The organism is Paenibacillus mesotrionivorans, assembly GCF_046098205.1.
Classification (GTDB): domain Bacteria; phylum Bacillota; class Bacilli; order Paenibacillales; family NBRC-103111; genus Paenibacillus_AR; species Paenibacillus_AR mesotrionivorans.
This window is the reverse complement of sequence record NZ_JBJURJ010000027.1, coordinates 1-23149: the sequence shown is the minus strand read 5'-3', so window position 1 is coordinate 23149 and position 23149 is coordinate 1. Positions and strand designations below refer to the sequence as shown.

Below are 23149 nucleotides of genomic sequence, written 5' to 3'. Positions count from 1 at the left end.
AAAAGAGGGAGAATCGTGAAGAAGAGTGTTTGGCGGCAAATAGAAAAAACGATCATATTGATGTTGAGCAGTGTGCTTGTGCTGGGAGGTATGATGGTTGCTCCATCCCAAACGGGAGCGGCTGCTGCGGACTCCGTATCGGGTTACTTGTGGAAGCAGATGTCGGGTACTCAGTTTTCCAAAATTGCTTATGGACAGGGGATGTATGTAGCAGTAAATTCTTCCGACGGGAAGCTCTATACATCCGGAAACCTGGTGAATTGGACCGCTCTGGACATCAGTGCAGTCTCCACCCGCCCCATCAACGCCCTGGAATACATAGACGGAAGTTTTTATGCGGTTACGATGGGCAACTATGGGGCCGGAGCCACGATAATCCGTTCTGCCAATGGCACCGATTGGACCGGCGTGGATTCGGCGGATCCCAGCTTCTCCAGAAGCTCGATTGCTTTTGGAAATAACACATTTGTTGTTCCTACGAATAATACCACCCTGTACTACTTCCAATCTGCCGATGGAGCAGCCTGGGTCAGGCAGCCATACAATACCCCGGGAACGTCCTCGGTGTTTGATGTGAATTACGCCAATGGCCAGTTTATGGCGGTTGGCGCAGCGGGAACTATGATGACCTCCGCCGACGGCATCAATTGGAGTACGGTTGTTAAAGCCGCAGGAGAGCCTACCCTTCAAGGAGTTGCCTCAGATGGGGCAGGGAACTACATCGCAGTGGGGAGCGGGGGGAAGATTCTCCGCACCGATCCTAACAGCGGCAGTGCATTTCCTCTGCTGGAGGTTACCTCGCCGACCGCCTACTCCCTGTATGATGTGGCGTATTCCGCAGACGGAGGCGGGTATGCGGCGGTAGGGGATTATGCGACGCTTTTTTCCGCAGACGGAATCACCTGGACACCCGAGGCTGAAAATCTGGTGCTCCAAAACGTGATCTATGCCAATGGAAAGTGGGTAGGAGTAGGAAACTCCGGTGTTTACCAACGGGCAGAGGTCACCTTGGGAATCGACTCTCAGCCGGAGGATATTTCCGTTGTGCCCAACGACAGCGCCGTCCTGATCATCGGAGCTACGGCAAGCGGAGGCGAGTCCGTCAGCTACCAGTGGTACAGCAATACTGCCGATTCGAACAGCGGCGGAACGCCAATTGTGAACGCACAGAATTATTACTATCACGCACCGACTGCATCAACAGGCACTGTGTATTATTACTGTGCCGTCAAAATCCCGGGTTCAACGGCAGCAATAACCAGCGATGCGGCAGCAGTGACGGTTAGTCCGCTAACCGACGCGGCCACCCCAGATATTACCTCCCATCCGCTGGACAAAACCGTATACGTGGGGGAAAACGCCACATTGACCGTACAGGCAACGGCGGGCGATGCGGGAACGTTAAGCTACCAATGGTATACCAATACCTCGGACAGCAATAGCGGCGGCCAGCCGATTGCCAACGCAACGGGAAGCACCTTTGCAGCGCCTACAGAAGCAGCGGGAACCACTTATTATTATGTGACCGTCACCAACACCAACAGCAGTGCCACGGGAACCAAAACAGCAACGGCAACAAGCACAGCAGCGGGGGTAAAGGTCGATATCGCACCTACCTACACCATTTCTGCACCTGGCGACCGGACAGCGGCACCTCTTATCCAAGGTTATGCATCCGGAACACAGGAAACCGTAACCGTCAGCTTCTCTAATACAGGTACGGCGGATTTGACCAGTCTTTCCGCGGTGCTCGGCGGTCCTCAGGCCGGTGAATTCGAGTTCACCCAACCGGCAGGTACGTTAACCAGCGGAGCAACCGCAACCAGCTTTACGGTGAAAGCAAAAGATGGCCTGCCGGCAGGCACATACACTGCCATCGTCTCGTTGAAGGCGGACAATATGGCGGACGTGTCCTTTACAGTAACCCAGGCTGTCCATCTGCCAGATGTGCCGTCCAATCCGGAGCAGCTTGCGCCTGTTGAAGGGAACCGCGAGGTGACGCTTCATTGGAATACCGTAACGGAAGCGACCTATTACCAGCTGTATATGTCCCAGATGACGGGACAATTCGATGGGCCCACCCTTGCCACGGTGACGGGTACAACTTATACCATCGCAGGACTAACCAACGGGCTGACGTATTATTTCGTGGTAAAAGCAGGGAATGACGGAGGAGTTAGCGCGGAATCCAATCAGGTTCAGGCTACTCCAGCGACAGTTCCTGATGCTCCGGTTCATATTGCCGCAACCGCAGGGGACGGGCAGGCTGCGGTCAGCTTTGCCGCTCCGGCGGATAACGGAGGAAGCCCCATCACCGGCTACGAGGTAACGGATTCCACAGGTACCATTACTGAAACCGGCGCCTCCAGCCCGATTATCGTCCAGGGTCTGGCGAACGGGACGGCCTACGTCTTTACTGTAAAAGCCATCAACAGCAAGGGGAAAAGTGCGGCTTCCTCCGAATCGAATACCGTCACACCGTTTCAACCCGTTGAACCGGAGGAAACGGGGAGCGGGGATGAGGATACCGGGGAATCAACAGGTCCTGCGGTTACCCCGGAAACTCCCGCGGCCAACGTTGTGGTGAAGGGGACGGCCGGAAGTGTGGGGACGGCCAAAACCGCCACGGTCCATAACCGGACGGTTACGACCTTTACCCTGGACCAGCGGAAGCTGGAGGAGAAGCTTGCCGCTGATGGACAGAATGCGGTGCTGAGCGTTCAGGTGGATGGCCACACCGATGCGGTTGTGGGAGAAATGAACGGTCAAATGATGAGGAGTATGGCAGACAAACACGCGGTATTTGAAATCAAAACCCCTTATGCCTCCTACACCCTGCCGGCGCAGCATATCGATCTCAAAGCGATCTCGGAGCAGCTTGGAGAATCAGTGGCTCTGCAGGACATTCAGATTCAGATGGAGGTTGCTCTCTCCAACGCAGACATGATGAAGCTGGTGCGGATCGCTGCGGAGAAGGGCGGTTTCACCGTGGTTGCACCTCCCGTTGACTTTACTGTCAGAGCCGCTTATAAAGATAAAACCACCAGTGTGTCCAAGTTCAACGCTTTTGTGGAGCGCACCATAACCCTGCCTGACGATGCAGATTTGAGTGGAACGTTAACCGGTTTGGTTATCGAGACCGACGGCACTTTCCGTCATGTGCCTACCAAAATCATGAAGGAAAACGGGAAAGCCTATGCCCGGATCAGCAGTTTAACCAACAGCACCTATGTGGTGGTCAGGCATCCGGTATCCTACACGGATGTAGAGAGCCATTGGGCGAAGGAGGCGGTGGAGGACCTGGGTCTCCGTATGGCCTATGAGGACCCGGGAGTAGATACCTTCGGTCCTGACCAGGAGATCACCCGCGGCGAATTCGCATCCTTGATGGTCCGCGGACTAGGCATCCGTCCGGATACCGGAGCAGCCCCGTTCTCCGATGTCAAAGCGTCGGATCGTTACAGCAGCGCCATCAACTCGGCTTATGACTACCGGTTGATCAGCGGCTTTGAGGACGGAACCTTCCGCCCCAAGGACAAGATCACCCGTGAGGAGGCAATGGTTGTAGTGGCCAAAATGATGGTCATTACCAACCTGAAGGAGAAGCTTCCCGTCAAGGATATGGATACTATCCTTCAGCCGTTCGCCGATGCGGATGAAGTCTCCGGCTGGGCCAGGAGCGGCATTGCCGACAGCATCCAGGCGGGGATTGTGTCCGGAAGAAGCAATACAGAGCTTGCCCCCAAGGCTTATGTCACCCGGGCTGAGGTGGCCTCCATTGTGCGGCGTCTGCTGCAGAAGTCGGAATTGATTTAGAACAAAGAAGCTGTCCCCAAGCGCATTTGCGAAGGGACAGCTTTTTAGTTTCTGAAGGAAGTTTTGCTTCGTGCAGCCCGTCCGTTTAATACGTTCTCCTCCTGGTAAACCACCAGCCTCCGGCTGCGAACAGCACATAGAGCGCAAGGTTAAAAAACACTCCTGTCAGAAGTGAGTTGTTGAACAATAGAGCCTTGAAGAAGGCCGCCACATGGACACGCAAGGAAGGAATGGCTGTTCCCACCGGGATAGCGGTAATCACCAAGGCCCAGAGCAGCCAGCCTGCCGGGTGGGAATAGCCGGAAACCAACAAACAGAGAAATGCCATGAACATGACATAAAAAGCGGCTTGGTACAGGAATGACCCCGCCACCCCAAAGTCTGTCCAATGAAAGGCCTCGATCATATCCACCATACCGGAGTAATTCCGCAATACATTCACTTCCAGCACATGATAGAACGAATTGAATAATGCGATTGCTGCTGCCCAAATAGCGAATACAATCAGAAGCCCCTTGAAGTAATGCTCCCGGCTTGCCCCTAAATGTATGATCCGCTTGAAATAGCGAAGGGGAAGGACAACAGCGAAAAAGAGCAGAATCAGCAGCAGCAAATTGCCGTCGGAAAGACGCATAGTGTTATAGCTGCCGTTTGTGCTAAGCGTAACAATCCAATCCGCAAGTCTTCCCAGCAGAATCATTAGAATGACGCCCCATATATACAGTCTCATTTGCAGGTAGGTTGCTTTGATATGAACGGTCATTGCTTTCAAGGTCAGTTGCCTCCTTCAATCAGATACGAGAAGAATTTTTGGAGGGTTAAACTCTCAATCGAAATGCCTGACTCCCGCGCTTGCTGCTTGTCTCCCTCACCCAATTCACCATAAATAGCGGCAAGGGTGCCGCGGCCATAACCCTCCGTGTGCAGCACCCGCTTGCCGGCGGTAAACGAAGCCACCGCATCCGTATTTCCCCGGATCAGATGGGCGCTCATGTGGATCCGCTCCATTTCGTCATGCAGGAGAACAGTACCTTCCTCCAGGATGTAGACCCGTTCCGCTACAGGGGCAATCTCGTCAATCAGATGGGTGGACAATAGAATGGTGCGGGGATGGTTGGCATAATCCTCCAGAAGTGCTTTGTAGAACCGTTCCCGCATCAAAACATCCAGTCCCAGCACCGGCTCATCATAAACCGTCAGCGGCGCCCGGCTGGCCAAGCCGATAATATTCCCTACGAGGGACTCCATCCCCCGGGAGAGCTGCCTGATTTTCTTATTCGGATCAAGCCGGAAGGTGTCCAGCAATTGATGGGCGAAGGTCCAGTCCCAATGGGGATGGAAAGCGGAGGCATAGTTCAGAGCCTGAATCACCCGCGCACTTCCCATGCTTTTGTGGTTCTCCCGCACGTAACAGAAATCCCCCGGAAGCTCGCCCTTGGCCAGCTTCTTCCCCCAAACCTCGATTATGCCGCTATCTGCATAAATCCCGCCTGCGATGGTATTCAACAGCGTCGTTTTGCCTGCACCGTTGCGCCCCAGCAAGCCGTATATCACATTTTCCTCCAGCGTCAAATCCAGGCTGCGCAAGGCAGCGGTCCGGCCATAGGTTTTGTTTACGCTGGCGCAAGTTAAAGCAGTGCTCACAGTTGGTTCATTCCTCTCTCAGTTGCTTAATCATGTCAATGATTTCGTCGGTGGTCAGGGCCAGCTTGTCCGCCTCTGCCAGCAGGTCAGAGAGCAGCTTCTTGGAAAACCTCTCCTTCCGCTTCATCCGGATTTTCTCCATCGCATCCGCTGAGACATACATGCCAAGCCCTCTTTTTTTGTAGAGAATACCTTCATTCACCAGGAGGCCGATGCCTTTCACTACAGTAGCGGGATTGATCTGGAAGGTCTGGGAGAACTGGGCGACGGATAGAATCTGCTCGTCCGTTCGGAAGGTGCCGTTAAGAATATCGTCCTCGATAATATCCGCGACTTGCTGGAAAATGGGCTGTTTATCGTCGAAAGTGAAGTTCATCGTTTCACCATTCATCTTCATAGTATGTTGCCTACCTAACATACCTTATGGGATGTGTTATCTGTTGTCAATGTTTGGACCCGACAGGTATTTCAGTTGTTGACAATATTTTTTGCTGGCGTTACAGTATACTACATGAGTGACATACCGACATACTAACATACCCATGCTGAAAATGCTATCCCCCACATTCGAACCCACATAACGAGGAGTAGAGACCAGTGAAAACATTGATAGAATTTAACGGCGTAACGAAGGAATACCAGATCGGCGAAGTCAAAATCCAAGCGTTGGCCGGTGTGGATTTCTCCATATCGGAGGGGGAGTTCGTGGTGGTTTTAGGCACAAGCGGCGCAGGCAAAAGCACCATCCTGAATATATTGGGCGGAATGGATACAGCCAGCTCGGGCCGGGTTTTGGTTGACGGCCAGGATATAACCCGTCTCAACGAAAGAAAGCTCACGGAATACCGGGGGAAGAAGGTAGGTTTTGTATTTCAATTTTATAACCTGATTCCCAATCTGAATGCACTGGAGAATGTGGAGTTTGCCGCCGAGGTATGCGATAACCATCTGGATGCCAAGGATATTCTCCATAAAGTCGGTCTGACTAGCCGTACCAGCAATTATCCGTCCCAGCTCTCCGGCGGAGAACAGCAGCGGGTGGCGATTGCCAGAGCCGTTGCCAAAAATCCCTCCCTGCTTCTCTGCGATGAACCTACCGGGGCATTGGATTATGTGACGGGGAAGTCTGTTCTGAAGCTTCTCCAGGATCTGAACCGGGAAATGAAAACCTGCATCGTACTGGTCACCCATAATACCGCCATTGCGCCCATGGCCGATAAAGTGATCAAGGTGAAAAGCGGGTTGATCGAAAGCGTTACGGTGAATGCCCGCAAACAAAGCGTTGAGGAGATCGAATGGTGATGGGGAAATTACGGTACAAGCTGTGGAGGGACCTGAAGCAATCCGCCGGACAATTTATGGCGTTTGCTGTGGTCATTGCTGTGGGGGCTTTTTTCTATACAGGCCTGGTCACCTTGAGCGATAATTTAAGCGGGTATACAGAGCAGTATTTCAATAAGCATAATATCAGCGATCTGAATGTGTATTACAGTCAGCTTTCCAAGCAGGAAATGGCCTCATTAAGCGGTATTCAAGGCGTCAAAAAAATAGAAGGCCGGTACAGCATTCAGGCGTCGGAGGTGTTTGACTCGTATAAGGCCATCATAAACGTTCATTCTATTCCTGAGGACAATACCATCAATACGCCTGCTGTATTGGAGGGGAGTATTCCTTCGAATCAGGGGGAGGTGTTACTGGATTCCCATTATGCCCGTGAGCATAACTATCGTACGGGTGATGCCATCACAATCCGGGCCAACAACAAAGAACTTAGGTTCACCATTGTTGGTTTGGGCGAAAATGTGGAGCATGCCAAGAAAAATGAAATTCAAGACCACAAAACCCATGGAATCGCTTATGTGGCTGAAGCATCCGTGCCTGACATTGCCGAAGGGAATGTTTACAACGAAATTTTGGTTGATGCAGAGGACGGCTACGATATCGATCAGATAGCCCAGGTCATCGAAGGGAAGTCCCGGAATCTGTCTTATAGGAGTCAAATGAGTAAGGAACGTAGCTTTAGCTATTCCCAGCTGACGGCCACCATTCATAATAACGGCTTGATGAGCAAGGTCATCCCCTTGGTGCTGTTCCTGATTGAAGCCATTATTCTATTCCTGACCATGTCCAGGATGATCGATTCCCAGCGGAATCAGGTGGGAATTATGAAGGCTTTGGGTGTGAAAAACAGAAGCATCATGCTTCATTACATGGGATTTCCCGTCATTGTCGGTATTACAGGCTCTATTCTGGGTTATATTGTTGCCGCTTTAGTCTTTGTTCCCATGGTGACGGCGTCTAATGCCAACTCCTATTCGCTGCCGGGGATCGAATTTTCACTTTCTCCGTTCTCCCTCGTGCCTCCCATTGTTATCTCCAGTGTGTTCGGGATGATATCCTGTTACCTGAGCGGCAGGAAGGTACTGAAGGAACGGGCTGCCCAGATGCTGCGGCCAAAACCGCCAAAAGCGATGAAAAAAATAGTCATGGAACGGATTCCCGGTATTTGGAGCCGTCTTCCGTACAGCTACAAGCTGATTCTGCGGAACATCTTTCTCAACAAGCCTAAAGCGCTTGCCAGCTCCATTGGTGTAGCGGTCAGCACCATTCTGCTTATCACGGCTTTTGGCACACAGATGTCTCTGCAAAAGGTTGCGGATCAAATCGGAGAGGTGTACACCTATGATCTGAAAATGGACTACAAAACGGGAGTGAATTTGGAAACCCTGAAGCTGCCCTCCGGCATAAAAAGCAGCTACGGCTTGTCCACTTTACCGGTGAACTTCATGAAAGACAGCCGGGCAGAAAAGGCCGATTTAGTCGTAACCGGAACGGAAAACAAGCTTATTCATTTTTTTGACGCTCATGATAACCAAGTTGCTCTGGAGAACGGCGGGGTGCTGGTGCCCAAGTCGTATGCCGACAAGTATCACATCTCGGAAGGGGATCTGATTCAGCTGGCCTTTACGGCTCCCGAGCTGCGGAATCAAACCGTTACTATGAAGGTCCAACATATCACCAACCAGTATTCCAATCCGTCCTTTTTTGTGACACCGGAGTATTTGGAGAGCTTTGGGCTGACGTACAGCCCAACCTCGCTTCTGGTTGCAGCGGATCATGCCGCAGAGGTTTCCCAAATCCGCAGCTTCTTTGAGCAGGACCCTCAGGTGGAGGCCATTACAGACCAGACGGATTTGGGGAAATCGGCGGAATATATGATGCAGCAAAACAGCTTTATGTTTATCATGTTCATCATCTGTGCCGTGATCTTGTCCTTCGGAGCAATCTATACCATCTCGTCCATTAATATTTACGAAAGAAACCGGGAGCTCGCCACCCTGAAGGTATTGGGTTATCCCAAGCACAAAATCAACAGGCTCATCTTTTCCGAAAATATAGCGGTAACCGCCTTTGCGGTCATTCTCGCTCTCCCGGCCAGCGGTTACGTGTTCGGGAATATTGTGAAGGCATTGTCCAGCAGCCACCAGCAAATCCCGGACCAGCTGCCTGCTGCCGTTATACTGATAGCCGTGCTGCTGGCCCTTCTGCTTACGGCTACATCCAGCCTGCTTCTCCGCAGGAAGGTAGCAGGCATTAATATGATTGAGTCGTTAAAGAGTGTGGAGTAAAAAGGAAGGCATGGCCTTGCCGTTCTCTCAAGTTGACAAACGCGTGCCGTGTTTATACGATTAAGTATTAGCACGCCAAAGTCAAGGGAGAGAACCTGATGGCCTATATTGAATTCAATCAAGTGGGAAAGCAATACGCCTCCGAGGGTGTTGTCATCCGCGCCTTGGAGAATGCCAGCTTTTCGGTGGAGAAGGGAGAGCTTGCTGTAATCCTCGGAGCCTCCGGTGCGGGGAAAACAACAGCTCTCAATATATTAGGCGGAATGGATACGGCCACCTCCGGCGAGGTAGTGGTAGACGGTGAGGTGGTATCCCGTTATTCCGATAAGCAGCTGGTGGGTTACCGCCGTACGGATATCGGCTTTGTGTTCCAATTCTATAATCTGGTGCCCAATCTGACCGCCCTGGAAAATGTGGAGCTGGCCGCCCAGATCCGCCAAGACTCGCTGGACGCCTCCGAGACCCTGGATAAAGTCGGGTTATCCGAACGCAAGAATAACTTCCCGGCCCAGCTCTCCGGCGGGGAGCAGCAGCGGGTATCCATCGCCCGCGCCATCGCCAAGAAGCCGAAGCTGCTGCTGTGCGATGAGCCTACCGGCGCTTTGGATTACAATACAGGCAAGCAGATTCTGCAGCTGCTCCAGGACATGTGCCGCCGGGAGAAGATCACGGTGCTGATCATCACCCACAACTCGGCACTGGCGCCTATGGCGGACAAGGTCATCCACTTCAAGAACGGCCAAGTGGTGAAGATGGTGCATAACGAACAGCCGACTCCCGTCGAGCAGATTGAGTGGTGAGGGGATGAACAAGGCTTACCGGAACGATATCTGGCGTTCCATCCGCAAAGGGTGGAAACGGTTTATGTCCATCATGATCATCACCGCGCTGGGGGTCGGGATGCTCACCGGCCTGTACGCTTCCTGCATGGATATGTATTATTCGGCAGACAAGTTCTATGACCGGCAGAATTTATTCGATATCCGGATCATGTCTCCTATGGGACTGACTGAAGAAGACGTGAAGACGGTCAGCCGGGTGGAGGGTGTGGAGGCGGTGGAAGGAGCCTTCAGCCGAACGGTTGAGACGGATGTGGATGGTGTTGGAAAAAGTGCAGAATTGAAGACGCTCAGTGCCAAGGGTATCAATGCCCCTTACATGCTGGAGGGGGTTCTGCCGTCCGGAAGCAGGGAGCTTGCCGTTAACCGGAAGTACATCGAGGAAAGCGGCGCATCTGTGGGCGGTTCTCTACCTATCGGCAATGAGGCCTATACCATTACAGGTGTAGCCATGGATCCGATGAACATCCAGGCCGAGGGTATGGCCAGTGTTTTCCGGGCTAATGCCGCCGCGGACTACACCTTTTTCACGGTGGCGGCAGAGGCCGGGGCAGCGGCGATACCTGCAGCACCTGGCGGCAGCCCGATGTTTACTGCGGCTTATCTGACGGTGGCCGGTACGAAAGAGTTAGATACCTTTTCGGATGAATATAAACAGGTTGTACAGAAGGTTATTAGCGGGATAGAGGGACTGCGGGGGCAGACCGGTTCCAACAGCAGCTCCGCCCTATGGTACATTCAGGACCGGACCTCACTGGACAGCTATTCCAGCATGGTAAATGATCTGTCTTCGATCGAAGCCGTGGGCAAGGTGTTTCCGGTGATTTTCCTGCTGGTGGCTGTGCTGATGAGTCTGACCTCCATGACCCGGATGGTGGAGGAGGAGCGCGGGCTGATCGGGACCTATAAGGCTCTGGGCTTCAGCAATGGAGCCATTTACCGCAAATACCTGCTCTTTGCCTCCATGGCCAGCCTGTTGGGAGGACTGCTGGGTGATGCGTTCGGCTTTGTCCTGATGCCCAAGTTTATTTCCCTTGTGCTGGAGGAGCTGTACACTGTTCCGCATTATGAGCTGCGTTTTGATGTGGTTTATGGGGTAGGCGGCGTTCTCCTGTTCCTGGTGGCCATCGTCGGGGCAACGGCCCTAGCCTGCCGCAGTGAGCTTCGGCAGATGCCCGCTTCGTTAATGCGCCCCAAGGCGCCCCGTGCCGGCTCCCGCGTGTTCCTGGAGCGGCTTCCGTTAATCTGGAACCGGCTGAAATTCCTGAACAAGGTGACGGTACGAAACCTGTTCCGCTATAAGAAGCGCCTGTTTATGACGATGGGCGGCATTATGGGCTGCACCGCTCTGATCCTGTGCGGCTTTGCCATTAAGGATTCCATTGACCGGCTGGGACCCCGGCAGTACCAGGAGGTCTACCGTTATAACCTTATGGCGGTGGCCCAGGAGACTCAACAGGGTAAGCTGGTGGAGCAGCTGGCCGCCGACGGCAAGGCTGAGGATTATCTGGATGTGCGGGTGGATAGTGTGAAGCTGCTTAATTCCAGTGGGGACGCGGAAAAAATGCAGCTTATGGCATTTCCCGCCGGAGCGGCAGCAGGGGAGTATATCCGGCTGGAAAATCTGGACGGGAAGCTGGTCCAGCCGGAGGGCGAGGGTGTACTGCTCACCCAGAACGCGGCGCGTATTCTGGATGTGAAGGCAGGGGACTCCCTTACTCTGGAGGATATGGGACTCAAGCAGCATCAGGTGACCATATCCCATGTGGTGAAGAATTATCTGGGCAACAGTGTCTATGTACCGCAGAAGCAATATGAGACCCTGTTCGGAGGTTATGCCCCAAATGGTGTGTTGGCTCATCTGCCAACACTATCCGGTCAGGAGCAGGCTGCCTATGCGGAGAAGCTCCTGGACAACGATGCCGTATTGTCTGCGGTAAGCACAGCCGCTTTATTGGACGAATACGGCTTTGACCTGATGAACGCCGTGCTGCTGTTGATTATTGTAATGGCCGGCGGGCTGGCCTTTGTGGTCCTGTTCACCCTGTCCAACACGAATATTTCGGAGCGCAACCGGGAACTGGCCACCATCAAGGTGCTGGGCTTCTACGATAAGGAAGTGCATCAATATGTGAATAAAGAAACGCTGCTGCTCACCGCGGCGGGTATTCTCATCGGCTTGCCCGTGGGCCGGTTCATCAGCGGATTCCTTACGGTAGCGCTGAACATGCCCTCGATCCATTTCGCCGTGTCTGTGAAGCCGGTGAGTTATCTGATGACCGCAGCACTGACCTTTTGCTTCGCCGTTGCCGTCAATTGGATTACCAACCGGACGCTGAACCGCATCGTGATGGTAGAGGCGCTGAAAAGTGTGGAGTAGCCGAAGGGAAATCATTGATTAAATACTCATGTGGAATGACTGGGAGGGAAAGGAGTTGAGAGTTTTCTGTAGGAAAACTGGCTTCGGAAGCATATGCTTTGAGGGCGAGTTTTTTGGCGGCTTTGAAACCTTTATATTTAATTCAAATCAAGGCCGACAAAACGTGTTTGAGCATCCAAGGCACTCCTTTCCCGGTAAGGAATGAAACCCAATGAGTATTAATTTGGTTCGTTCGGGCAGCCTCCTTAGGCTGCTCCTTTTTCTATTCGCCGCCGACACCGTTTGACAAAGGTCAGGCTTATCGAATATGATTTACTTAACGATCGTTAAGTAAGAGGGGGTGAAGAATTATGGCCGCGGAAGGCAAACGAACACGGATGACCAACCGGGACATACAAGCGGCAGAACGTAAGCAGCAGCTTTTGGACACCGCGAAGCGGTTATTTGCACAAAAGGGGTATCACGCTACCTCCATGCGGGAGCTGAACAAAACCATCGGTATGACCGAAGCGCTGGCGTATCATTATTTTCCGGGAGGCAAGCTGGATATTCTGAGGGCGGTTTTACAGGTTGCACAGGAGGAACGGATTGCCCGGATCGTTGCTTTTTTGGAGCAGACCTTCCTGGGGGAGCCTGCGTTGGACCAAACGCTGTTGTCTCTGATGGATGGTATTGCCGGACAGATTCAGAACGACCGGGACTATTTCCTGATTCTGATTCAGGAGCGGAACCAGCTGGAGCCGGAGCAGCAGGAGGCGCTGGACGACCTGACCAAACAACCGTTTCAGGCTATGGAGGTTTATCTGAGGAAGCTGTTTGCAAGAGGAGAGCTCCGGGAGATGGACTTCGCTATGGCAGCCTCCCAATTTTTATCACACATTGTCGTCTTGATTGTTCAGGGTATGATCAAAGAACAGAATCTCGGAATGGAGCAAAAACAGCGGATCGTTGACTATTATGCAGCATTGTGGTCCCGGTAAGCTGTCTTTTTTTACTCATTTCACTAAACGGACGTTAAGTTAAATTGCGGGGAGGATGCAGCAGGATGGAGCAGATTCGGACGGAAAGGTTGACGAAACGGTATGGAACGGTTTCGGTGGTTCAGGATGTTTCCTTATCGGTGCAGCAAGGGGAGGTCTACGGTTTTCTCGGCTTGAACGGAGCAGGTAAAACCACCACCATCCGCACCTTGCTGGGGATGATTAAACCAACTTCAGGAGATGTATTCCTGTTTGGCAATAGAGTAAGCGAAAGCGGAAGCAGGCTGTGGAACCAAGTGGGATATATGGTAGAAATGCCGGCGGCCTATCCCGGTTTTACGGTAAGGGAGAATCTGCTGCTGATGGCAAAGCTCCGTGGCCTGAAGCCTTCAGACAGCGTGGACAGGGTGATGAAGGAGCTTAACCTGGACGCCTATGCGGACCGGAAAGCCAAATTTTTGTCGTTAGGCAATATGCAGAAGCTGGGATTAGCCAAGGCGCTCCTGCATAACCCGGATATTCTGATTCTGGATGAGCCCACCAATGCCCTTGATCCGGCAGGAATTGTGGAGATCCGTGAGCTGCTCATCCGGCTTGCCAAGCAGGAAGGGAAAACGGTGTTTATATCCAGCCACATTCTGGAGGAGGTGGCGAAGATGGCTACCCGGATCGGTATTATCCATAAAGGGGTTATGCTGCAGGAGATTACGGCGGAGGAATTCGAAACAATCCGGCAAAAACGGTTATACATCGGTGTTGGCGGACAGCGGGAGGCGGCTCGTGTGGTTTTGGCAGACAAAGGATACCAAGCCCGGGAAGTGAAGGAAGGGTTGCTTGAGCTGGCGGACGAAAGGGCGGTGCGCCACCCTGAATGTGTCGCCAAACTGCTGGCGGATGCAGGGTTGCCTCTTTCTTTGCTGAAGGTGGAGGAAGAGGAATTGGAATCCTATTTCTTGAAAACAATTGGAGCAAAGGAGGTGCGGGCATGAGCACTTTACTTACAGCCATACAAGTGGAGTCCATGAAGCTGCGCCGTTCCGCCGTATTATGGGGGATGCTGGGATTTTTCCTGTTTGTCTCCGTTATCCGCATCGGAGAAGGGGATGCTGCAGGCTTTTTGCAAAATGCGGTTTTTATGTTTGCTTCGGTCTTTGGGCTGGTGGGTTTCGGCGCGTTGGCGGCTTGGGTATTCGGTCGGGAATATACGGACCGGACGATGAAGGATTTATTGGCCTTGCCGGTATCCCGCGGTAAGATTGTCGCCGGCAAATTCCTGACCGTTTTTCTGTGGAGCCTGGTTATGACGGTGGCCACCTACGGTTTTGCCCTGCTGATGTGCCTGCTGTTCCGGTTGGAGGGTTTTTCGGCGGATATGGCGCTGCAATATCTTATCCAGCTCCTGATCATCTGCGGCTTGCAGTTGTTCCTTTGCGGTCCTGTTGTGTTTGTGGCAATTGTCTCCCGCGGTTATCTGGCGCCTATTGCTTATGCCTTTTGCACACTGATGGTCGCTTTGATTACCGGGTCGACGTGGCTGGGAGCGTATCTCCCCTGGTCGGTTCCCGCCCTTCAGCTTGCAGGAAGCGGAAGTACCGTTTTTCCGTTGAGCATGGCCAGCTACATCATTCCGGTCGCCACCGGTGTCCTGGGGCTGGTTGGCACATGGGCGTGGGTACGGTGGACGGACCAGAAATAGACGATTAGGATTTAAGAATTATTTGCAGCTTGCTTCTCAAAATCAATATAAGCATCGTGATCAAAATAATATAAATACGCCTCTACTAATTCTTCAACCGTACAATCGCTTTTTTGCTCGTAAGCATTTTTGACGATGCCTTGAATGGTTTGAATGGACAGCGCATCAATCATGTCATGTTCCTTGGCCAGCTTTGGAACATCATCCTCCTCATCTTCAACATCATCAGGGTCCAGAACTAGCCCTTTAGTGGTTAAGTCCCATACGTCATCTGCCGGCAAATATAACGAATCTGACCAGTTAAATTCATTTACCCTTTTTAAAAGATTCTCCAGTTCTATTAAATTATCCATGACACTTCCTCCTCTAATTGGTTGCTGCATCCATTTTACCGTACAAATATATAATTGAACATCCAAGAAAAATGAAACAGCAACTCATGGTTGACAACCTTCTGCTGCCAGTTGGTTTTCCGGCATCTTCCTTTATACTATAATTTTCTTGTAGAGGAGGAGCAGTTATGGAGCTGGGAGCGAACATTCAGAAGTATCGTCTTAAAAATAGGCTTTCACAAGAGCAGCTGGCGGAAAAGCTGTCGGTTTCCCGTCAGTCCGTATCCAAATGGGAGCTAGGCCAGAGTTACCCTGAGGTAGATAAGATTATCCAAATGAGTCTTTTGTTTTCTGTATCCACAGATGATTTACTGATGGATTCGAAGGCACGGGAAATCCGCGCCAAAAACAATAAGCTGCATCTGGGGTCCATCTATCTGATCGTGAAGGATTTCCAGAAATCGATTGCGTTTTACGAACAGCTCTTGAGTATGACGGTTTCCACGAAGAACAGTACGATATTCGCAGAGTTTTTCTTTGATCATCAATGTATTTCCTTAATGAATGAAGCAAATTTACCGGGCCATGATTATAGAGGAAACGGGGATTACAAGTTCGTTCTGAATTTTTGGGTGAATTATTTGTCCATTGAGCATGAACGCCTTAAGGATTTGGCTATCGGGGAAATAACGGAGATTAAACAAGCCAGTCCGACCTATTATTATTTCCATCTCCATGATCCAGATGGAAATGTGATAGAAGTAACGGGTGGGTAGTTTAACCTAAAAAGGAGGCTTTTCGATGGAAAAAGTATGCCAAAGCTGTGGAATGGTAATGACCGGGGAGCTGTACGGAACTAATAAGGACAAAACGCCCAATGAGGATTACTGCTTGCATTGCTTCACGGACGGCCAATTCGGCAAGGATGAGTCCATGGAAGAGATGATTGAAAGCTGTATCCCCTTCCGGATGAAGGGGCCGGATGGTCCCGATGCAGCTACCCTCAGAAGAGAAATGAGAGAGTTATTCCCGACGCTGAAGCGTTGGAAGCATTAGAGAAAATAGGTCACGAGAGTGGTGTGTCAAATTGTATGCTCTTTTTGAATCTCTGCAAAGTTGACTTCCGTTTCAGCGGTAATGCGGAAGCCAAGCTTCGCTGCTAGCTTGCACGAAGGGACATTCACGGTCCAGCACCCCCACTGAGGAATAAGTTCCTGCTCCAAACAATAATCGATTAATACAGAGCAACAAATAGCAGCTAAACCTTTATGCCGATGGGCAGGATGGGTAAATACGTCCAAATCCATATAACCCAGTCCCTGTCCGCCATCCCGGCAGAAACAAGCTTCTGTGCCGTCGTGCATGGCGCGGACAGTACATTGTCCGTTGTCCTGGCTAAGGGTGATCGAATATGAATCGGGAGCAGGGGGCAAGTTCCGTTTAAACTCGGAATAAGCTTCGTGATTGAGGTGGTGCAAACGCCTGGTTAAGTAAGGGCCGAACGTAGAACGGTTGCAGGGCTCTAAGTATTGGTGGGTGCTCTGCTTCCATTCCGCGCTGCTTGAGAAAACAAAAACAGGCCTTGTTTCTCCGGCCGGGATCAAGTCCGATATGATATGGACCATGACTTCATCTAAAAAAACCTCCTGAAAAGCTCCGCCTATGTAATATAAAAAATAGGGGGACTCCACATAAACGGACTGGGGATCTGGCATCCGGTCAACGTATATTTTTCCAATATGCTGCTGCTCCATAACGGTAATCATCCATAGACAACCGGGAATATCAACCAGCATGGGCTTAATTAATCCGTATTGCGGGATTTGCAAAATAATCATGGTAAATCCTCCATTATTATAGAGAGGTGGGGTTTGGGAGTGGGCAACCTCTACTTTTCCGGGAAGCTTCCGGAACAAAATCCCTTCAGTGAAGATGGCTTATACGACAGCAGTTGGGTTCAGCTAGTAATTGCAGAGAATTTGGAGTATTCCATGATAACCCGGAAAACCATTCTTTTTCAGCTCACAGTGAGCAAATGTTATGAAGGATGGCAATTCCGGGTGATGGATTACATTTCTTATCAACTGGGATATGGGCGGAATGTGATTTTGACAGCAGATCCGGAACATTACGAGGAGGCGCAGAAAGTATACCTGGGACATCGTTTACGTGATCCATTTCTGCGCTATTATGAACCAAAGTACTTAATACATAGTGCACCGCCTGCAGCATTGCAGCATATTCTTCGGGATGGTGCATTAAAATCCTGGACCCGTGTAAAAGCTGAGGGTCATATATCGGAAGACAGCCCAATTGGTGCTAAATTGGGGGACCCGGAGGATTTTCGGGACTATATTATGCTGGGAGAAGGGCTTGCGCCGGAAGTGGTTGTGAATTCCAGAGAAAAGGGCTTTATCTGTATGGATGCTGACTGTGAATACTCACCAGGGGCAAGATTTTACTTTGATACCTCGCAGCTTATATCAGTAGGTTTATTAGTAAGAGATGGGTGCCATTACAAGGTGAAGGATGAACTGCCTATCCATCTGGCCTTGTTCACAGCTACTGTGCCAAAACTATCCTTGGACGGCTGCAGGATCACTCCAAACATTTTTACAGAAGCTGCTGACAGAGCTTTTAACGCTTTTTTACAAGTATACCAGCTTGATAATCGTGTGTAGGGTAATAAACAGCTATAAGTAAATGCTATCGCCAGGCATAGAAAAACCCGCTTTCGCATATACGAAGCGGGCAGGCGTTCCATTCATTTATTCTTTTACGGCAATCATACTCACTGCACCCAGATATTCTTCATATTTCATGAATACCTGCCGCATGGCGGAGACCCGCTTGAAGGCGCCTCCACGTGTGGCGCAGCGGTACCCGATCTTCAGTGTGCCCAGCACGCCTTCGTCAGTGATCACGCGTTTCACCCGCAGCAGATGCATGGGCGCGGTATGAACTTCAATAACACGGAAGCCGTTCTGCTCCAGCAGCCCTTTCCATTCATCCACTGTAAGGGGCCGCGCATTCACCCGGATTACCTTGGAAACATCCTTATGAATGGTATCCTTCAGCTCGGAGGGGATGTCATTGGGCTGCAGGGACATCTCGTGGATGGCGTAACGGCCGCCCGGTTGAAGCATACGGTGGGCCTCCCGGATGATCTGCTCCTTGAGCCGGTCCGGCTGCATGGTCAGCATGGCTTCGCCATAGATCACGGTGGCGGAGCTATCCGGCAGGGGAGGGGTTCGGGCATCGGCGACTACGCAGGTCTGACTGGTTCCGTTGAGATAGGACATGACTACTGCTGCCGCCTCCTGGTCCTGCTCGATGGCCGTATACGTATACGGCTTGCGGCTGAGTGTCAGCTTGGCGGTTCTACCCACACCGGGGGCGTATTCCACAACAGCATCCTTCGACGAGATGTCCAGACGGTCCAGCATCGTCCGGGTCAGCTCAATCCCCCCGGGCCGCAGCACGGTTTTTCCCAGGTTCGCCAGAACCCAATGACCGGGTATGGTGGCAAAATCCACGTTTCCCTTAAATGTCCCCATCCGATGAAACCCTCCCCAATTCGCATCAATTAGATAATGATTATCATTATCAATTATATCATAATGCGGCTGAAGTGGAATCTATATTTTTTTCCCCATTCTCATAGATGTTCATGATCACCTGCTGCATGGGGAGCTCCTTCACAGAAATATCCGAGAACCTGTGTTTGCGGGAGATATCCTCAATAAAGTCGCTGATGGAGATTTGGGCGGTATCCACCTCCAGGGTCAGCTGGAAATCCGACAGCCGCTCCACTACTGTGGTATGGGCATTGTCGAACACGGTATCGCGGACAGACTCCACAAAGGTGAAGCTGACCCGCTTCTTGTCTCCCAGAAACAGCCTCAGCCTCCGTAGGGAATCGTCAAACACCTTTTCTCCGTGGTTGATCACAATAACCCGATGGGCAAGCTCCTCTACATCCTCCAGATCATGGGTGGTCAGAATACAGGTCATGTTCTTCTTCCTGTTCATTTGGCGCACAAACTCGCGGATTTTGACCTTGGCAATTACATCAAGACCGATGGTGGGTTCATCCAGGAACAGAATCTCCGGCTGGTGCAGCATGGCCATGACAAATTCGCATTTCATCCGTTCACCCAGAGATAGCACTCTTGTGGGTTTTTCGATGACATGCCGGATATCCAGCAGCTCTGTCAGCTCCTCCAGACGATTGCTGAAGTCCCGGGCCGCAATTCCATAAATCGCCTTGTTCATATGGAAGCTGTCCATAGGCGGAATATCCCAGATCAGCTGGGATTTTTGGCCGAAAACGGCGCCGATTTTGCCCACATACCGTCTTCTGTCCTTGGCAGGTGAGCAGTCCAGCACCCTGATATCCCCGCTTGTGGGATAAAGAGCGCCGCAGAGCATTTTGATGGCGGTGGATTTCCCCGCTCCATTCGGCCCCAGAATCCCGCAGATTTCCCCCTGCCCGATGCTGAAGTTAATATCGTTGACCGCATGCACCACAACCTTTTCGCGGTGGAAGAAGCTTTTGACGGTTTGACCCATGCCGCTGCCCCGCTTGTAGGTTGTATAGGTTTTGGTCAGGTGCTTCACGTCAATAACCGGCGTCATCCGCCTACCCCCTCGTACAATCGTATCATATGCCGGTAGGCCCATATCCCTGCTCCCATGAAGAGGAAACAAGGCAGCACCGCGGCAAAATCCGCAGCCTGCACCCGCCCCAGTAGCGCGGACGCAGGGAAGAAACCCACCATCCCCACCGGGATGATCATGGTTGCCAAAGCCTGTACAGCCTTGGGGAAAATGGTCAGCGGATATTTCCCGAACTGAAGCACACTGTCGGCAAGCTCAGATATTCTTGAGTTACCCACCCACTTGAAGGACATGGCGGCCATCATCAGGGATAATCCTGCCAACACGGCTGTCCCCGCGGCAAACAGCACCACAAACTGCAGCCAGAGAAACGCCGGAATGGCACTCACATGCGCAATGGCAATCACAAACAGCGTGGCTCCGCCCAAGAATAATCCGACGTTGTCCGGGGAGAAGGTAGTGGCCACAATAAAAAACAGCGGGTTCAGGGGCTTCAGCAGAACCACCTCAAAGCTGCCCTCCCGGATAAGATGGTTGGTGGTCCACATCACGCCGCCAAAAATCAGGCTGGACAATCCGCTGGACATGGTGAAAACAGACTGGATCAGCAGCACCTCATAAAAGCTCCAGCCGGAAAAGCTGGCGCCAGCCCGGTATATCAGCAGTGTCACCAGCGGAAACAGAATATTGCTCACCAGCGTAATCAGGCTGCTGACGAAAAAATTCATCCGGTAGGCCGACGCCGACAGCAGAGCGGAATACAGACATTGTTTATATACATCCCAGTACCGTTTCATGGGGATCTGTCCTTTCCTGGCATAACGGCTTTACGCTCCGACAGCGGTAAACTGCTTCATGGCCAGACGCCGGATCAGCTCATTGAACCCGTACGTCACCAGTACGGCAAGCGCCTGAATCCCGACAATATGCTCAATGGGAAGCTGGATGCCGCCCAGTGAATACTGCCCGGTGAACACCATGGCAGGCATGTAGGCCATATACTGGAAAGGCAGGAAAAACTGCGCCACCTGAAGCCAATGAGGAAAAAAGTCCAGGGGAATCAGCGCGCCGGAAAAAATGCCGGAAACCAGCATAAACGCGCCTCGTATTCCATCCGACTGGACAAGCCAGAACGAAGTGAGGCCGATGGTGTAGTTCACATAGAATACCATCAGAAAGGCCAGCATCACCGAAATGGAAGTCCATAAAAAGCTTGCGGGCCGCATATCCACTCCAAACAGGAAGATGAAGATCAACAGACACGGCAAAAATTCAAACAGGAATCCCAAAAGCCGGTGCCCGACTTTTTGGAACAAGGCAAAGGAGCGGTGATGGACCGGACGCAGATGGAAGGTCAGGAACTTGCCGGTGCGCACCAGCATGGACAGGTTCCAATCGGCGAAGTCCATGGTCAGGTAGCCGATCAGCGCCGTGGCACCGAAGTACCGGATCATCCGCGGCAGATCGATCCCACCCAAGGTGGTATGATCTCCATACACCGCCGTCCAAATAAACATCTGCACCATAAAATAAACCGGTCCGACGATGATGGACACCATGGAATGGGTTCGGTAGGCACTCCATTCCTTGTAGGTCACATCCGCTACCGCCTGGCATACCCGCAAATGATGCTTCAGGCTGTTCATCAGATGATGCCCGACCAGATGATGTTGGACACATTGAACAGAGCCTCTGCACGCCAATTGTTATCGACAAAAGGCACGAACCATACGGCGGCCAACTGCTCCGTGGGGTCGATGACCATGGAGCAGGCGCCTGCCCCTTCATGGAGATACGTTGTGGGGGAATACAGGAAGGCCGGGCCCTGCTTCATGTCCAAGCCGATGCCGTAGCTTCTGTCCTTGACATCTGCGTTCCAGCAATGATCGGGAACTCCATAGAGCGTCCGGGTGGTGATTTTCTCTACCGTTTTGCGGCCCAGAATCCGGGTTTCTCCCAGTCTGCCCATACCCAGGAGCATGTTGGCGAACCGGATCAGATCCGCAGGTGTCGACATCAGGCCTCCGCCGGTTTTGGGGACAATTGTATCCCACAGCTTCTCAACAGGGGAGATTTCCGGCGGTTGGCCGTCGAGCAGTGCTTTTCCAATTAACTCATACCGTTCGTTTCGGATAATATGGCGTTTGGCCAGCTCCGGTGTCAGCTCAAAAACCGAGTCCTTCATACCAAGCGGTTTGAGGATGTTTTCTTCAATGTACTGCTCGGCCGTTATGCCGGTCACCTTCCGGATGACTTCGCCTAGAATGCAGAAGCCGAAGGAGCAGTATTGCCATTCCTCGCCCGGCAGTTTGTTGACTCCGCAGCTAAGGGACGCTTTCAGCCAATCCGGTTCTCCATCTTCGGGTTTATAGGTGTTGAAGTATTCATCGATCAGCTGCCAGTAGGACTTATGATACGGAATGCTTTCCGCGCAATCGGGAAACATCCCCGAGGTATGGGTCAGCAGGCCGTAGATATCGATTTTGTTGAAGGGCGCCACGTCAAACAGCTTCAGAATAGCCCCAACCGGCATATCGAACCGGAGAACGCCGTCCTCCACCAGCTTGGCGATGGCCACGGTGGTCACGGCTTTGGTGATGGAGGCAACGCTGTGCACGGAGGTGGGCAGCAGCGGCTCTGTGGAATGCTCCCGGAAGGAGAGCGGGCCTACCGCTCCATGTATGAAGGTTTTTCCGTAGCGGGACACACAGTAGGCGGCAGCTTGAATTTTTTTCTGGTCGATGAGCTGCTGGAAGTGAGCTTGCAGAACCTCAATCCTTGAAGCGTCGTAGTTGACCTCTGCCGGTGAGCAGTCGGTAATGCCTGCGGTATGCAGCATAATAGCCTCCTTGAAGATTGTTGATGGATGAGAGAAGCGGGAGAAGTAAGCCCTTTCATATCATGATGAGCCGTTCTTGTTTTAAGTATATTTCCAGGGTTTGGATCTGACAACAGTTAGTTTGTTTATTAACCGAACTTTCCGGCACTTCATCCGTCTTTGGTGCAGCGGGCTAATGAATCTCACACACACTATTTGGCGAAAAACGCATCTGTTAGAAATCTAACGATTCTCACACGCGTTATTCCCCGTTTTGGCAGCATTTTGGGGCCAATTGGGACAAATAGAGTGGCTGAGATTCGTTGCTATGAACGTTTTTGTCAAGCCCTCCGGTTTAGCAGGGTCGGAGCACGTGGCGCGGGAGCAAATAAACG

General features: G+C 51.8%; 21 protein-coding genes. 11 read left to right on the top strand and 10 right to left on the bottom strand.

The window, feature by feature from the left end; translation table 11 throughout:
- The first annotated feature begins 15 nt into the window (after positions 1 to 15).
- Complete coding sequence (locus ACI1P1_RS28220; protein ID WP_416219913.1) at positions 16 to 3816, top strand: S-layer homology domain-containing protein; 3801 nt, start codon at positions 16 to 18, stop codon at positions 3814 to 3816.
- A gap of 85 nt (positions 3817 to 3901) precedes the next feature.
- Here the strand turns inward: ACI1P1_RS28220 and ACI1P1_RS28215 are convergent, their stop codons facing one another.
- Genes ACI1P1_RS28215 through ACI1P1_RS28205 form a run of 3 tightly spaced genes read right to left on the bottom strand, consistent with a single transcriptional unit; the run spans position 3902 to position 5857 of the window.
- Positions 3902 to 4579 carry a hypothetical protein gene (locus ACI1P1_RS28215; RefSeq protein ID WP_416219975.1) on the bottom strand — a complete coding sequence of 226 codons (678 nt, stop codon included), beginning with the start codon at positions 4577 to 4579 and terminating at the stop codon, positions 3902 to 3904.
- Between the two features lie 11 nt (positions 4580 to 4590).
- Positions 4591 to 5460 (bottom strand): ATP-binding cassette domain-containing protein, encoded by an 870-nt coding sequence (locus tag ACI1P1_RS28210; RefSeq protein WP_416219912.1) that lies wholly within the window; start codon positions 5458 to 5460, stop codon positions 4591 to 4593.
- A 7-nt stretch (positions 5461 to 5467) separates the two neighbouring features.
- Entirely contained in the window at positions 5468 to 5857 is a 390-nt protein-coding gene (locus ACI1P1_RS28205; RefSeq protein ID WP_416219911.1) for a GntR family transcriptional regulator, read from the bottom strand.
- Positions 5858 to 6057: 200 nt separating this feature from the next.
- Here ACI1P1_RS28205 and ACI1P1_RS28200 point away from each other — a divergent pair, with 200 nt between their 5' ends.
- The 7 genes from ACI1P1_RS28200 to ACI1P1_RS28170 all read left to right on the top strand — a co-directional run bounded on the left by ACI1P1_RS28200 (position 6058) and on the right by ACI1P1_RS28170 (position 14984).
- Complete coding sequence (locus ACI1P1_RS28200) at positions 6058 to 6762, top strand: ABC transporter ATP-binding protein (protein ID WP_416219910.1); 705 nt, start codon at positions 6058 to 6060, stop codon at positions 6760 to 6762.
- Complete coding sequence (locus ACI1P1_RS28195) at positions 6756 to 9089, top strand: ABC transporter permease (protein WP_416219909.1); 2334 nt, start codon at positions 6756 to 6758, stop codon at positions 9087 to 9089. Before ACI1P1_RS28200 ends, ACI1P1_RS28195 begins: the two co-directional genes overlap by 7 nt.
- 98 nt (positions 9090 to 9187) lie before the next feature.
- Positions 9188 to 9889, top strand: coding sequence for an ABC transporter ATP-binding protein (locus ACI1P1_RS28190; RefSeq protein ID WP_416219907.1), 702 nt, complete (start codon positions 9188 to 9190; stop codon positions 9887 to 9889).
- 4 nt (positions 9890 to 9893) lie between these two features.
- Positions 9894 to 12308, top strand: coding sequence for an ABC transporter permease (locus tag ACI1P1_RS28185; RefSeq protein ID WP_416219906.1), 2415 nt, complete (start codon positions 9894 to 9896; stop codon positions 12306 to 12308).
- A gap of 350 nt (positions 12309 to 12658) precedes the next feature.
- Entirely contained in the window at positions 12659 to 13288 is a 630-nt protein-coding gene (locus ACI1P1_RS28180; protein WP_416219904.1) for a TetR/AcrR family transcriptional regulator, read from the top strand.
- A 65-nt stretch (positions 13289 to 13353) separates the two neighbouring features.
- On the top strand, positions 13354 to 14277 hold the full coding sequence (locus tag ACI1P1_RS28175; protein ID WP_416219903.1) for an ABC transporter ATP-binding protein: 924 nt from the start codon (positions 13354 to 13356) through the stop codon (positions 14275 to 14277).
- A complete protein-coding gene (locus tag ACI1P1_RS28170; protein WP_416219902.1) occupies positions 14274 to 14984 on the top strand; it encodes an ABC transporter permease in 711 nt (236 codons plus the stop codon). The genes ACI1P1_RS28175 and ACI1P1_RS28170 overlap by 4 nt, the downstream gene beginning before the upstream one ends.
- Positions 14985 to 14995: 11 nt before the next feature.
- Here ACI1P1_RS28170 and ACI1P1_RS28165 read toward each other — a convergent pair whose 3' ends face one another.
- Positions 14996 to 15337, bottom strand: a complete 342-nt coding sequence (locus tag ACI1P1_RS28165) for a DUF7716 domain-containing protein (RefSeq protein ID WP_416219901.1) — start codon at positions 15335 to 15337, stop codon at positions 14996 to 14998.
- A gap of 167 nt (positions 15338 to 15504) precedes the next feature.
- Between ACI1P1_RS28165 and ACI1P1_RS28160 the strand changes: the two genes are divergently transcribed.
- Together ACI1P1_RS28160 and ACI1P1_RS28155 are read left to right on the top strand one after the other, a co-directional pair.
- Entirely contained in the window at positions 15505 to 16092 is a 588-nt protein-coding gene (locus tag ACI1P1_RS28160; protein WP_416219899.1) for a helix-turn-helix domain-containing protein, read from the top strand.
- A gap of 25 nt (positions 16093 to 16117) precedes the next feature.
- Positions 16118 to 16372: a zinc ribbon domain-containing protein gene (locus tag ACI1P1_RS28155; protein ID WP_416219898.1), complete on the top strand. Its 255-nt coding sequence runs from the start codon at positions 16118 to 16120 to the stop codon at positions 16370 to 16372.
- A 26-nt stretch (positions 16373 to 16398) separates the two neighbouring features.
- On the opposite strand, the gene ACI1P1_RS28150 is transcribed toward ACI1P1_RS28155, so the two are convergent.
- Positions 16399 to 17154, bottom strand: coding sequence for a GNAT family N-acetyltransferase (locus tag ACI1P1_RS28150; RefSeq protein ID WP_416219897.1), 756 nt, complete (start codon positions 17152 to 17154; stop codon positions 16399 to 16401).
- Between the two features lie 39 nt (positions 17155 to 17193).
- Between ACI1P1_RS28150 and ACI1P1_RS28145 the strand changes: the two genes are divergently transcribed.
- Entirely contained in the window at positions 17194 to 17997 is an 804-nt protein-coding gene (locus ACI1P1_RS28145) for a hypothetical protein (protein WP_416219896.1), read from the top strand.
- Positions 17998 to 18084: 87 nt separating this feature from the next.
- Here the strand turns inward: ACI1P1_RS28145 and ACI1P1_RS28140 are convergent, their stop codons facing one another.
- The 5 genes from ACI1P1_RS28140 to ACI1P1_RS28120 are packed head-to-tail and all read right to left on the bottom strand — an operon-like array spanning position 18085 to position 22775.
- Complete coding sequence (locus ACI1P1_RS28140; protein WP_416219895.1) at positions 18085 to 18873, bottom strand: class I SAM-dependent methyltransferase; 789 nt, start codon at positions 18871 to 18873, stop codon at positions 18085 to 18087.
- Between the two features lie 58 nt (positions 18874 to 18931).
- Positions 18932 to 19954, bottom strand: a complete 1023-nt coding sequence (locus ACI1P1_RS28135; RefSeq protein ID WP_416219894.1) for an ABC transporter ATP-binding protein — start codon at positions 19952 to 19954, stop codon at positions 18932 to 18934.
- Positions 19951 to 20733 (bottom strand): ABC transporter permease, encoded by a 783-nt coding sequence (locus ACI1P1_RS28130; protein WP_416219893.1) that lies wholly within the window; start codon positions 20731 to 20733, stop codon positions 19951 to 19953. Before ACI1P1_RS28130 ends, ACI1P1_RS28135 begins: the two co-directional genes overlap by 4 nt.
- 30 nt (positions 20734 to 20763) lie before the next feature.
- Positions 20764 to 21582, bottom strand: coding sequence for an ABC transporter permease (locus ACI1P1_RS28125; RefSeq protein WP_416219892.1), 819 nt, complete (start codon positions 21580 to 21582; stop codon positions 20764 to 20766).
- Complete coding sequence (locus ACI1P1_RS28120; RefSeq protein ID WP_416219890.1) at positions 21582 to 22775, bottom strand: serine hydrolase domain-containing protein; 1194 nt, start codon at positions 22773 to 22775, stop codon at positions 21582 to 21584. Before ACI1P1_RS28120 ends, ACI1P1_RS28125 begins: the two co-directional genes overlap by 1 nt.
- Positions 22776 to 23149: the final 374 nt, after the last annotated feature.